Here is a 12,154-nt window from a genome sequence, read left to right on the forward strand (position 1 = left end):
GGAGGGCATGCCCCGCCGCTACGCCGACTACCTGGCCTCGGACGGCTTCACCACGCTGAACACCATCTCGACCGTCGCGTCGTTCCTGCTCGGTCTGTCGGTCCTGCCGTTCCTCTACAACGTCTGGAAGACCGCGATGTACGGCGAGGCGGTCGGAGAGGACGACCCGTGGGGCTACGGCCGTTCGCTGGAGTGGGCGACCTCCTGCCCGCCGCCGCGGCACAACTTCCTCACCCTGCCCCGGGTCCGCTCCGAGTGCCCGGCGTTCGACCTGCACCACCCGGACATCGCCGAGCTGGACCAGCTGCTGAACGCCCCTGAGAAGCAGCAGCGGTGACGCACTACCGAAGGAGCTGCCTCAGTACTTGCGGACCGTAGCCGCTTCGGCGAGGGCGAGCAGGGTGCTGCGGGTCGGGCCGTCGGCGAGCGGGGCCGCGTCGAGGGCGGCGAGGGACTGGGTCATCAGTTCGTCGATCCGGCGCTCGACGGTTTCGGCGGCTCCGCTGCGTTCCACCAGCTCGCGCAGGACCGGGACCTCCTCGGCCGTCAGGTCGGCTGCGCCGAGCCGCTCGTCCAGCTGGTGGGCGTCCGCCTTGGAGAGGCCGCGCATGGCGTGGGCGATCAGCAGCGTCCGCTTGCCCTCGCGGAGGTCGTCGCCGGCGGGCTTTCCGGTGACGGCGGGGTCGCCGAAGACGCCGAGCAGGTCGTCGCGGAGCTGGAAGGCCTCGCCCAGCGGGAGGCCGAACGCCGAGTAGGCGGCGACCAGTTCGGGGCTCGCGCCGGCCAGCAGGGCGCCGACCTGGAGCGGTCGTTCGATGGTGTACTTCGCCGACTTGTAGTGCAGCACGGTCTGCGCCCGCTCCAGTGCACCGTCGTCGGCGGAGTCCCCGGCGACCGGCTCCAGGACGTCCAGGTACTGACCGACCATCACCTCGGTGCGCATCAGGTCGAAGGCGGGCTTGGCGGCGAGCACCCGCTCGGCGGGCAGGCCGGAGCGCAGGAAGAGTTCGTCGCACCAGATCAGCAGCAGGTCGCCGAGCAGCACCGCCGCCGAGGCCCCGTACTGCTCCCGGTCGCCACGCCAGCCGCGCTCGCGGTGCAGCGCCTCGAACCTGCGGTGGATGGAGGGGAGGCCGCGCCGGGTGTCGCTACGGTCCATCAGATCGTCGTGCACCAAGGCGCTGGCCTGGAGCAGCTCCAGTGCGGCGGCGGCCCGGGGGATGCCCTCGGAGCCGGCCGCGCCGCCCGCCCCGCGCCAGCCCCAGTAGCAGAAGGCGGGCCGCAGCCGCTTGCCGCCGTCCAGCAGGAACTCGCGCAGCGCGTCGGCGGCGGGTGCCAGCTGGGTGGAGACCGTGGCGAGCAGCTCGGTCTGCTCGGCCATGAAGACCGCCAGCGCCGCGTTGACGCGCTCGCGGACGTCCTCCACGTCGATGGGGCTGACCGGCCGGGCGGTGGGCGAGGACACGATGGACTCCGGAGTCGAGGAGGGGGTGACGATCAGCTTAGACCGACCTTCTTACCGGGCCGGGTCAACGCCCCGGGTGTGCCCGTCCGTCGAACGGGGCATCGGTGTCTCAGCCAGTGGACCACGATTGTCAGGCCCTTCGCGTGCCGGGCTAGTCTGCTCGACATGGCACTCGGTATCCCCTCCACCAGAACAGACCGGGCGGATACCGTCCGCGACCTGCTGGCGGCCGGCGACCGCTCGTTCTCCTTCGAGTTCATGCCGCCGCGCACCGAGGCCGGTGAGTCCAAGCTGTGGGACGCGATCCGCCGGGTCGAGGCGCTGGACCCCAACTTCGTCTGCATGACGTACGGCGCGGGCGGCTCCTCGCGCGGACGGACCGTCAACCTGGTCGGCCGGATCGCCACCGAGACCACGCTGACCCCGGTCGCGCACCTGACCGCGGTGGACCACTCGATCGCCGAGCTGCGCAACATCATCGGCCAGTACGCGGACGAGGGTGTCCGCAACGTGCTGGCGGTCCGTGGCGACCCGCCCGGCGACCCCGAGGGCGAGTGGGTCAGGCACCCGCAGGGTGTCGAGTACGCGTACCAGCTGGTCGAGCTGATCAAGAGCATCGGCGACTTCTGCGTGGGGGTGGCGGCGTTCCCGTCGATGCACCCGCGCTCGGAGAGCTGGGACGACGACATCCGGCACTTCGTGGCCAAGTGCCGGGCCGGTGCGGACTACGCGATCACCCAGATGTTCTTCGAGGTCGAGGACTACCTGCGGCTGCGCGACCGGGTCGAGGCGGCGGGCTGCTCGACGCCGATCATCCCGGAGATCATGCCGGTCACCAACATCCGGCAGCTCACCCGCTTCCCGCAGCTCTCGGGCTCCGAATTCCCGCCCGAGCTGCAGCGCCGGTTCGAGGCGGTCGCCGAGGACCCGGAGGCGGTCCGCGCGATCGGCATCGAACATGCCACCGCGATGGCCGGGCGACTGCTCGCCGAGGGCGCTCCGGGGCTGCACTTCATCACGCTCAACCACTCGACGGCGACCCTGGAGATCTACCAGAACCTCGGCCTGCACCAGCGCTGAGCACGGTCCGTCCAGGGATGTGGGCCCCGGCCCGCCGAGCCTGTACAGTCGCCGCAACGCGCGGGGTCGGTGACGTTGGAGGTCGCGGTATGGGCATCGGGTTCCTGTTGCTGTACGCCGCGCTCGCGGTCGTCGCACTCTGGCTGGTCGCCGAGCTGCTGCTGCAGAACCGTGCCCCGCTGCACTGGCGCGCGGTCGCCCTCGGCGGCTTCCTCGCCGTGGTCGCCGGGATGGCGCTCTCGTCGGTGCTGGTGATAGGAGCCGGGGCCGCCCTGTTCGCGGCCGGCCAGGTGCTGGTCACCCTCTCGGTCAAGCGCGGCTACGTCGCGGGCTGGTCGCTGCGCCGCGCCGACGGTGCGCTGCCGGGAGCACTGGCCAAGGTGCCGCTGCTCAGCGCCGCCACCGGCGGCGAGCCGGAGGAGGCCGCCGAGGTGGTCCAGCAGGTCGGTGAGGTCGGCCCGATCGAGCCCGAACAGGCGCCGGTGGCCTACGAGTTCGAGCAGATGCAGGAGCTGGCACCCGAGCCGGTCGCGGCTGACGGGGTCTACGCCGCCGCCTACTACCAGCAGCCCTACTACGACCAGGGCTACCAGCAGCCGCAGTACGGCTACGAGCAGTACCAGTACCAGGACCCGTACGGCCAGCCGCAGCAGCAACAGCAGCAGTACTACGACCAGGGGTACCAGCAGCAGGAGTGGCAGCAGCCGGCCGTCCCGCAGCAGTTCAACCCGGAGCAGCCGGAGCAGTACGCCCCCGGGCAACAGCCCCAGCAGCAGAACTGGAACTACCAGCAGCAGATCTGACCGACCGTCAGGACTCGTAGCCCTCGACCTCGGCGGCCGGGCGGACCCGTGCGGTGCCCGGGTCCTCGCCGAACTCGCTCCGGGCCCGGCGCTGGCGCAGCAGGTCCCAGCACTGGTCCAGCTGGACCTCCAGCGCGGCCAGCTCCTCCCGGGCGGAGGCCTCGTCGGCGGTGCCGTCCGAGATGCGGGCGCGCAGCTGCTTCTCGGCGTCGACCAGCTTGCCGATCGAGCCGAGGATGTCGGAGTTCTCCTGGCCGGTCATGACGGGCCTCCTGGGGGTACGGGCTGCGGACACCGTCATCCTCGGTCCCGGCCGGGCTCCGCGCATGCCGGGAACACCCGGACGGCCGTCTCGGTTGACGTCGCCGGAAGCGGAAGGAGACCCACCCCCATGAGCTACCAGGAGTACCAGCGGGCCACCCTGTTCTTCGACTCGAAGGACTACAGCGGTGCGGCCCGGATCCTCGCCCCGATCGTCGACGCCGACCCGGAGAACCGGGCCGCGGTCGAGCTGCTCGGGCGGTCCTACTTCCACAGTGCCCAACTCGGCCGGGCGGAGCTGACGTTCCAGCGGCTGATCGAGCTGGACCCGGGCAACGGCTGGGCGTACGAGGTGCTCGGCCGCACCCTGGAGCGCCAGAACCGGGCCGACCAGGCCGCCCGCTACCGCAAGCTGGCCCGGGCGATGGGCCAGCCCGGCGCCGACGGTGCCGTGCTGCCGGTCTGACCTGAGCGAGTGAGGGGCCGTCAGGCCGGGCCGATCAGGCCCGCCACGATCGAGGCCGACATCCCGGCGCGGGCCAGCCCGCCGCCGGGGTGGGCGGCCGCGCCGATCCGGTACAGGCCGTCGAGCCCGGCCGCGTTCGGCGGGCTCAGGAAGCTGCCGCCGGCGCCCGCCAGGGAGGGCAGCGGCTGGGGCCGTCCGGGGGCGAGCTGCTCGCTCCAGCGGATCCGCTCGCGCAGGTCGAGTCCGGCCGCCGCGAGGTGGTCGAGCAGGTGGTCGGCGTAGCCCTCGGGTGCCGGCCCCGGGGGGACGGTGGCGGTCAGGGTGACCGTCTCGTGGCCCTCGGGGGCGAGCGCCGGGTCGTCCGGCCGGTGCACCTGGACGGTCGGGAAGCGGGGGTACTCGGCGGTGTCGAAGAGCGAGGCCAGCTCGGCGGCGGTGTCCCGGGCGTGCACCACGGTGCGGACGGCGGTACCTGACGGCCGCTCACCCCGCAGGGCCAGCAGTACGGTCAGCCGGGCCTGCCCAGGCCCCGCCGTGCCTTCGGCGTGGGCGGACAGCACGGTGTCGGCCTCGAAGCGGCGCTCCCCGGCGGCCACCCCGGTGACCCGGCCGTCGGCGCTGAGCACCTCGGTGACGGCGGTGTCGAAGTGGAACTCCACCCCGCGCTGCTCGCACCGGCGGAACACCGCGTCGGCCAGCGCGCGCATCCCGCCGCCGACGTACCAGACGCCGAAGGACTGCTCCATGTACGCCAGCACGGTCGCCCCGGCCGGGGCGGTGCGCGGGTCGAGGCCGAAGCGCAGCGCGTACTCGTACAGCAGCGCGGTCGGTCCGGCGCCGCCGAGCTCCCTGGCCGCCACCTCGGCCACCGTGTGCGGGGTGGTCCGGCGTAGCCGGGCCAGGCCGCGGCGGGGGGCGGCGGGGTAGGGGTCGGTGTGCAGCGGGGTCGGGTCGGCGGGGAGGGGTTCCTCCAGCAGCGGGCGGCGGGTGGCCTCCCAGACCGTGCGGGCCCGGTTCATCACCTCGCTCCAGCGTTCGCCGGAGCCGGGGCCGAAGGCGGTGTCCAGCGCCTGGGCCACACCGCCCCGGGAGGCGTTCGGCAGCAGCAGGTCGGTGCCGTCCGGGAACAGGTGGCGGCTCTCGGGCTCGACCGGGGCCAGCGCGACCAGCTGCTCGAGCGGTTCCTTGCCGGTCTTCAGCGCGAGGTCGCGGTAGACGGCGGGCAGCGCGAGCAGGGTGGGCCCGGTGTCGAAGGCGAACCCGTCGCGCTCGTACCGGCCGACCTCTCCGCCGTACGTCGGGCCGGCCTCACAGACCGTCACCCGGTGCCCCAGGGTGGCCAGTCGTGCGGCGGCGGCCAAACCGCTCATTCCAGCGCCGATGATGACGATCCGTGCCATGGGGCTTGATCCTATGCGGTCCGGTGATCCTGGCTCGGCGGGTGGTCGGGACCGGCGAAAACCACCTTCTTGCGGCTTTCATTGTCATATCGTCAGTTCAGTCTCTGCACAGCACCGACGGATCCCGACGAGCGGATGTGACCGATGAGTGACCTGGACCAGCTGGCCGAGCGCTTCGAGGCGGAGCGGACCCAACTCCGAGCCGTGGCCTACCGAATGCTGGGCTCGGTGAACGAGGCCGAGGACGCCGTCCAGGAGGCCTGGTTCCGGCTGGAGCGGACCGATGTGGCGGAGGTGCGGAACCTCTCGGCCTGGCTGACCACCGTGGTCGGCCGGGTCTGTCTGGACCAGCTGCGGGCGCGCAAGTCCCGCCGGGAGGACGCTCTGGAGTGCCACGTGCCCGACCCGGTGGTCGGCGAGCTGGACGTGGTGGACCCGGAGCAGCAGGCGCTGCTCGCCGACTCGGTCGGCCTGGCGATGCTGGTGGTGCTGGACACCCTGCCGCCCGCCGAGCGGGTGGCCTTCGTGCTGCACGACATGTTCGCGGTGCCGTTCGAGTCGATCGCCCCGATCGTCGACCGGGAGCCCGCTGCCACCCGCCAGCTGGCCAGCCGGGCCCGCCGCCGGGTGCAGGGTGCGGCCGTCCCGGAGGCTGATCTCGGGCGGCAGCGGGTGGTGGTGGAGGCCTTCATGGCCGCCTCCAGGGCCGGGGACTTCGAGTCGCTGCTCGCGGTGCTGGACCCGGACGTGGTGCTCCGTGCCGACACCGGGGCGGGCGGCCTGGCGGGCGCGTCCCGGTTGATCCGTGGTGCACAGGCGGTGGCGAACCAGGCCCTGATGTTCTCCGCGATGGCCCCGTACTCCCGGCTGGCGCTGGTTAACGGCGCGGTCGGCCTGGTCGGTGTGCCGGAGGACAGGGCGTACTCGGTGATGGGTGTGACCGTCCGGGACGGTCGGATCGCCGAGATCAACCTGCTGGTCGACCCCGACCGGCTGGCCGGGATCGACGTGTCCTTCCTGACGGGCTGAGCGGGAGTCAGTACGGGACGCGGGTCGCTCCCTGAGCAGGCTGGTGGGCTGCGGCCCGGCCCGCTCTGCGCTCGCGGCGGCGGACGATGAAGCGGCGGATCCGGGAGATCGCGAACCAGACCAGCAGGGCGCCGACCAGTATCAGGACGGCGGCGGCCGAGGCGGCCAGCCACGGGTGGAAGATCGCCAGGGTGACCAGGCCGGCCACCGAGAGGTCCTCGGTGATGCTGGCCACGATGTTGCTGGCCGGCTCGGGCGAGGTGTTGATCGCCATCCGGAGCGAGGCCTTGATGCCGTGGCTGATCAGGGCGGTGGTGCCGCCCATCGCCCCGGCCGCCACCTCGCCGAGCGAGCCCGGGTCCTGACTGGCCAGCAGCGCACCGATGGTGGCGCCCGCGATCGGCCGGATCACGGTGTGGATCACGTCCCAGACCGAGTCCACGTACGGGATCTTGTCGGCCACCGCCTCGCAGAGGAAGAGCACGGTGGCGGCGATCAGCACGTCGGTGCGCTCCAGTGTCGGCGGCACCGAGTCGGCGCCGCCGAACCGGCCCAGCAACCCGAGCAGCAGCACCACCGCATAGGCGTTGATCCCACTCGCCCAGCCGCTGGTGAAGACCAACGGGACGACGCTCATCCGTTCCCCCTCCGTGGACCCTGCCGATGTTCGGGGCTCACCGTATCCGGTGCTTCCCCCGGCGGGTCAGGACGCGGTGAGGGCGGGTGCGGTTCCCGGGGGCCGAGCGGCGGGTGAAAGGTGAGTACGGATACTCAGATCATCAGTTGAGTACTCCAGCGGATGGCCCCCGACCTGCGGGAACGGCAGAGTTGGGGCCACCCGGGACGACGGACCGTCAGCTCCGCTCCCGGGCAGCGGCCCGGCCCGCCCACGGACTGTGGGGGACCGGTGGGCACCTCGGGCCGCGACACCGAAGCCGGACACCGGCCACGGACCGCCGACACGGGGCGGCGGACCGGGGCCACGGGGGGAATGTCCGGCGGCGGAAAACACGGGGGTCACCACGGGGGAAAACGGGGGGACCAGCGGGGGGCCACGTGCAGGGCGCCCCCGTCCGGACAGGTACCGACGGCGGTCGGCTACCAGGCCCGGGCGGGGGCGTCTTCGCATACGGTCCACCCGGATTGTCAGTGCTGCCGTTCACGATGGAGGGGCTCGGGTCAGCCGGCCCGGGTCACCCGCTGTGGACCGGGGGATCGCATGACCATCAGTCAGCCCGAGACCGCCCCACTGCTCCCACTTGTGCCCGCGCCCGCCCGGCCGATCCGGGGCGCCGACATCCACCCCGTCCCGCGCCGGGCCGCACTGGACCTGCTCCGGCACGCCGAGCTGACGCTGATCCAGTCCCGCCAGTACGAGGACCCGCTCCAGCGTTACGCCACCGCGCACCTGGCCGCGCTGCGCACCACCGCCGCCGTGCTGGCCGTCCGGGGGCGCCCGGAGAAGCGCACCCGGCGGCGGCAGGCGATCCGCAGCGCCTGGGAGGTGCTGCCCGAGGTGGCACCCGAGCTGGCCGAGTGGGCCGTCTACTTCGCCGCCGGGGCCCGCCGCAGGGCCGCCGCCGAGGCGGGCATCCGGCACGCGGCCACCGCCCGCGACGCGGACGACCTGATCCGGAACACGGCCCTCTACCTCCGCCTGGTCCAGCGCCTCCTCGACCTCCGCCCCGACCAGCCGCTACCACTGGACGCGAGCTGAGCGAGGGAGCCCGGAGGGCCTCAGGCAGGCCGTAAGGTGGTGGCGTTCAGTGACATCGCTGTGGTGAGGAGCCTCCACCGTGTACCCGACCCGTCCTCGCAGTGCCCTGCGTACCGCCGTGGTGTGGGAGGTGGTGCGAGCCGCTCTGGAGCAGCGGGCCGGGGATCTCGGCCGGCCCGTGCTGGAGGTGCTCGACACCGGTGGTGGCACGGGCAACTTCGCCGTGCCCGTCGCCCGCCTCGGGCACCGGGTGACGGTGGTCGACCCGAGCCCGGACGCGCTGTTCGCGCTGGAGCGCCGGGCCGCCGAGGCCGGGGTCACCGAGCTGGTCCGGGCGGTCCAGGGCGACACCCAGACCCTGCCCGAGCTGATCGAGCCCGGCACGGTGGACGCGGTGCTCTGCCACGGCGTGCTGGAGATGGTGGACGACCCGACCGAGGCGCTGAGCAGCCTGACCGGGACGCTGGCCAAGGGCGGCCTGGTCAGCCTGCTGGCCGCGAACCGGAACGGCGCCGTGCTGGCCCGCGCGCTGGCGGGTCACTTCACCGACGCCCGGGCCGTCCTGGACGCACCCGACGGCCGCTGGGGCCCGCAGGACCCGATGCCCCGCCGGTTCAGCGTCGAGGAGCTCGGCGATCTTGCCGTCGCGGCCGGTCTCGCGGTCACCTCGGTGCACGGCGTCCGGGTCTTCGCGGATCTGGTCCCCGGTGTCCTGGTGGACACCGAGCCGGGTGCGATGGAGGCGCTGCTCAAGCTGGAGCAGGCCGCCGCCGAGCAGCCCGCGTTCCACGCCGTCGCCACCCAGCTGCACGTTCTGGCCGCGCTGGTCTGAGGTCATTCCGACGATCCGGGCACTTGTCGGAACGCTCCTGCGTTGGTCACCTTCGGATCGGGTGAGCGAACGTGGCCGGGGCCACGGACGCGTGACCATCCCGATCCGGCCGCTCGGACCGTATGATCTGGGTAAAGCCGGAAAGCATGACAGCCCGGCGCGTGGGGCATATGGACGACACAAGGCCCAGCCAGGGGTGGCGGACCGGTCGCCCCGCGACCGACGAGTAGGAGGACTCCGTGCCGCTCTCGGAGCACGAGCAGCGACTGCTCGAGCAGATGGAGCGAGCGCTGTACGCCGAAGATCCCAAGTTCGCGTCAGCGCTTGAGGGAACCGGGCTGCGCACCTACACCCGTCGGAGGGTCTACCAGGCCGCCGCAGGGTTCGTGGTGGGCATTGCCCTCCTGATGGGAGGCATGGTCGCCCAGCTAATCTGGGTGAGCGTCGTCGGGTTCCTGGTGATGCTGGGCTGCGCGGTCCTTGCCGTTACCGGCTGGAAGCGTGGTCCGGCCGGGCATGGAGCGGGACCGAAGGCGTCCCCTGCTCCTCGCCGGAAGGCCGGTGTGATGGACCGGATGGAGCAGCGCTGGCAACGCCGTCGGGACGAACACGACGGAATGTGAGCCGACCGGAAGTACGGAGCTGGTGAGGGCGGGCAGTCGAATCGACTGCCCGCCCTCAGCCTTGTCAGGACTTGTTCCGTCGCAGCAGCCCGGCCAGCCGCCGGACGGGTGCGAAGACCCGCCCGATCCGGTCCCGGACGGCGTCCTGGACGGACAGCCGCCGGTCGGCGATCCGCCGGCGCAGCCGCGCGGCGGAGGCGGGCAGCAGGACCGCCCTGGCCCGGCCGCGCCGTCCGGCGGCGGCCCGCAGACCCTGGGCGGCGGTCCGGACGTCCGGACCGAGCGGCAGCTCCGGAGCGGCCGCACGGGCGTACAGCACCCGTTCGGTGGCCAGCGCCACCCGGCCCGCCGCCGCGGCGGCCGGGGCGTCCAGCCGGCCGGCCTCGGCGATCCGGTGCGCGGTGCCGCGCGGGGAGTACGAGTCGTCCGGCGGGATGCCCAGGTCCCAGGCGGTGTCGATCAGCTCCTCCCAGGCGGCCAGCACCTGGTGGTCCGTCAGCTCGGGGGAGCCGGCCAGATGGCGGCCGCCCCCCAGCCGGCGGCGGCGTTGGCCGATCCGCCAGAGCATCGGGGTGGCCAGCAGGGCCAGTACCACCAGGACGGCCAGCAGCCCGGTCAGCGCGGGCCAGGAGAGCCACCAGGGCAGCGGCTGCTCGGGCTTGAACGTGACGTCCACCCCGTCGTCGCAGGCGTCCTGGCGCTGCTGCTGCCCGGTGCAGGTGCTTCCGGCACTGGGGGCGGCGGAGGCGCCGGGGTCGGCCTGGACGCTGGGCTGGACGGTCGGGGCGGCGGTCGGCTGGGTGACCTTCTCCGAGGTGTAGCCGGGGGTGCTGCCCCGGCTGGGGGTCGGTTCGAAGCGCAGCCAGCCGGAGCCGGGGAAGTACAGCTCGGGCCAGGCGTGGTAGTCCTGGCTGCGCACGATGAAGTTGCCCCGGCCCTGGTCGGCGCCGGGGGCGAAGCCGATCGCGACCCGGGCCGGGATGCCCAGGGAGCGGGCCATCGCGGCCATGCTGGCGGCGAAGTGCACGCAGAAGCCGGTCTTGTTCTGCAGGAACTTGGTGATCGCCTCGTTGCCGGTGCCCGCGTCCACCTTGAGGCTGTAGGTGAACTCCTTCGACGTGAACCAGTTCTGCAGGGCCACCGCCTGGTCGTACGGGTTGCTCTTGCCCGCGACCACCTTGCGGGCGGTCTCGGCGACCACCGGCGGCAGGGTGTCGGGCAGGGCGGTGTACCGCTTCGCCAGGTCGGCCGGGGTGGTTCCGGCGGCCCGCAGCTGGGCCGGGCTGGGCTCGATCTCCAGGCTGGTCACGTCGTAGCCGATGCCGTCGCTCTTCTGGCCCCGGTCACCGACCACCGTGCGGGTGCTCGGCTCGTACCGCCAGTTGCCCCGGACGGAGACCGACTGGGCCGGGTACGGCATCGGCAGCCACTCGGTGCTGAGCTTGTCGGAGATCTTGATCGAGGTCAGGAAGGTGGTGGCCGTGACGTCCTGGCCGAGGCCCTGGGCCGGCGGCATCGGGTTCGGGATCGGCTGCAGGTGCTGCTCGGAGACCTTCCACTGGACGCCGTCGAAGCTGTCCAGGGCGCCGATCCGCAGGTACAGCTGGTTGCCCTGCAGGGAGTCGGTGGAGTAGCGGAGCATCTCCACGTTGTCCTGCCGGTTCAGATTGGCCGTCAGGGCGACCACCGGGCTGAGCGAGGTGACCTGGCGGCCGTTGCCGGTGCCGAGCCCGTCGCCGTCGCCCCGGTCGATCAGGCCGAGGTCCGAGTAGGGCACCAGCAGCGGCAGCGCCACGGCGACGGCCAGCGCCAGCAGGCCGATCCGGTGGCCGCTCTGGGAGAGGCCGCCGGAGCCGTCCTGCGCGGTGCCGTGGAAGACCCGGCCCCAGCGGGACAGCCGGTCCTGGCCCTCGGCGTTGAGCAGCAGCAGGTAGCCCAGCGCGGCCAGCAGGAACCAGAGCCAGGCGGCGTCCGGGGCACCGATGCCGGTGCCGACCGAGTACAGCGTGAGCAGCGGCAGCCCGGCCAGCGCGGCCTTGCGGAAGGTCACCGCGAGGGTGTCCACCAGGACGGCGATCAGGGTGACCGAGCCGACCAGGATGAGCGTGATCCCCGGGGAGTCGGGGGCCGGGATGGTGTACTGCTGGATGTCCTCGATCCCGGCGGCGATCAGGGTGCCGACGGCGTCCAGCGCGCGCGGCCCCGGCAGTACCGCGTAGTCCATCGAGGACTGCACGGTCAGCAGGAGCAGCACGTACAGGGTGAGCAGCAGCTGGAGCGAGGCCTGCAGGGCGCGGGCGACCGAGAGCCTGCGCAGGCCGGCGCCGGCCGCGCCGGTCGCCGCGATCATGACGAAGGCCTCGCCGATCCAGCCGCTCGGCTGCACCAGCGGGATCAGACAGAACGTCACCAGCGTGGTGGCCAGCGCCGAGTAGAGCGTCAACTTCGCCCGGGTGGTCACGTACGGGGCTCCTCGGG

12 protein-coding genes and 1 pseudogene are annotated in these 12,154 nt (G+C 72.8%); 8 read left to right on the forward strand and 5 right to left on the reverse strand.

Annotated elements, in window-relative coordinates:
• Positions 1 to 337 (forward strand): annotated as a pseudogene (locus ASC99_RS40625) (cytochrome ubiquinol oxidase subunit I); the annotation flags it as partial.
• 21 nt (positions 338 to 358) lie between these two features.
• Here ASC99_RS40625 and ASC99_RS17575 read toward each other — a convergent pair.
• The gene (locus ASC99_RS17575; protein WP_235502526.1) at positions 359 to 1,465 is read right to left on the reverse strand and encodes a polyprenyl synthetase family protein; all 1,107 of its coding nucleotides are present in this window, start codon (positions 1,463 to 1,465) and stop codon (positions 359 to 361) included.
• Between the two features lie 165 nt (positions 1,466 to 1,630).
• Between ASC99_RS17575 and metF the strand changes: the two genes are divergently transcribed.
• Together metF and ASC99_RS17585 are read left to right on the forward strand one after the other, a co-directional pair.
• Positions 1,631 to 2,545, forward strand: a complete 915-nt coding sequence (gene metF / locus ASC99_RS17580; RefSeq protein WP_057233047.1) for a methylenetetrahydrofolate reductase [NAD(P)H] — start codon at positions 1,631 to 1,633, stop codon at positions 2,543 to 2,545.
• A gap of 89 nt (positions 2,546 to 2,634) precedes the next feature.
• A complete protein-coding gene (locus ASC99_RS17585) occupies positions 2,635 to 3,348 on the forward strand; it encodes a hypothetical protein (protein ID WP_057233048.1) in 714 nt (237 codons plus the stop codon).
• Positions 3,349 to 3,355: 7 nt separating this feature from the next.
• Here the strand turns inward: ASC99_RS17585 and ASC99_RS17590 are convergent, their stop codons facing one another.
• Positions 3,356 to 3,610: a DUF2630 family protein gene (locus ASC99_RS17590; protein WP_057233049.1), complete on the reverse strand. Its 255-nt coding sequence runs from the start codon at positions 3,608 to 3,610 to the stop codon at positions 3,356 to 3,358.
• 129 nt (positions 3,611 to 3,739) lie between these two features.
• Here ASC99_RS17590 and ASC99_RS17595 point away from each other — a divergent pair, with 129 nt between their 5' ends.
• Positions 3,740 to 4,075, forward strand: a complete 336-nt coding sequence (locus tag ASC99_RS17595; protein ID WP_057233050.1) for a M48 family metallopeptidase — start codon at positions 3,740 to 3,742, stop codon at positions 4,073 to 4,075.
• 20 nt (positions 4,076 to 4,095) lie between these two features.
• Here the strand turns inward: ASC99_RS17595 and ASC99_RS17600 are convergent, their stop codons facing one another.
• Entirely contained in the window at positions 4,096 to 5,475 is a 1,380-nt protein-coding gene (locus ASC99_RS17600) for an NAD(P)/FAD-dependent oxidoreductase (protein WP_057233051.1), read from the reverse strand.
• 144 nt (positions 5,476 to 5,619) lie between these two features.
• Here ASC99_RS17600 and sigJ point away from each other — a divergent pair, with 144 nt between their 5' ends.
• Positions 5,620 to 6,504, forward strand: coding sequence for an RNA polymerase sigma factor SigJ (gene sigJ / locus ASC99_RS17605; protein WP_057233052.1), 885 nt, complete (start codon positions 5,620 to 5,622; stop codon positions 6,502 to 6,504).
• Between the two features lie 7 nt (positions 6,505 to 6,511).
• On the opposite strand, the gene ASC99_RS17610 is transcribed toward sigJ, so the two are convergent.
• Positions 6,512 to 7,141 (reverse strand): DUF4126 domain-containing protein, encoded by a 630-nt coding sequence (locus ASC99_RS17610; RefSeq protein WP_057233053.1) that lies wholly within the window; start codon positions 7,139 to 7,141, stop codon positions 6,512 to 6,514.
• 582 nt (positions 7,142 to 7,723) lie between these two features.
• On the opposite strand from ASC99_RS17610, the gene ASC99_RS17615 reads away from it, so the two are divergent.
• The 3 genes from ASC99_RS17615 to ASC99_RS17625 all read left to right on the forward strand — a co-directional run bounded on the left by ASC99_RS17615 (position 7,724) and on the right by ASC99_RS17625 (position 9,676).
• A complete protein-coding gene (locus ASC99_RS17615; RefSeq protein WP_057233054.1) occupies positions 7,724 to 8,221 on the forward strand; it encodes an SAV_6107 family HEPN domain-containing protein in 498 nt (165 codons plus the stop codon).
• 79 nt (positions 8,222 to 8,300) lie between these two features.
• Positions 8,301 to 9,053 carry a methyltransferase domain-containing protein gene (locus tag ASC99_RS17620; protein WP_057233055.1) on the forward strand — a complete coding sequence of 251 codons (753 nt, stop codon included), beginning with the start codon at positions 8,301 to 8,303 and terminating at the stop codon, positions 9,051 to 9,053.
• Positions 9,054 to 9,292: 239 nt separating this feature from the next.
• On the forward strand, positions 9,293 to 9,676 hold the full coding sequence (locus tag ASC99_RS17625) for a DUF3040 domain-containing protein (protein ID WP_057233056.1): 384 nt from the start codon (positions 9,293 to 9,295) through the stop codon (positions 9,674 to 9,676).
• A 64-nt stretch (positions 9,677 to 9,740) separates the two neighbouring features.
• Here the strand turns inward: ASC99_RS17625 and ASC99_RS17630 are convergent, their stop codons facing one another.
• Positions 9,741 to 12,137, reverse strand: coding sequence for a DUF3488 and transglutaminase-like domain-containing protein (locus ASC99_RS17630; RefSeq protein WP_057233057.1), 2,397 nt, complete (start codon positions 12,135 to 12,137; stop codon positions 9,741 to 9,743).
• Between the last annotated feature and the right edge of the window lie 17 nt (positions 12,138 to 12,154).

The sequence above is a fragment of the Kitasatospora sp. Root107 genome (genome assembly GCF_001424875.1).
Lineage (GTDB): Bacteria > Actinomycetota > Actinomycetes > Streptomycetales > Streptomycetaceae > Kitasatospora.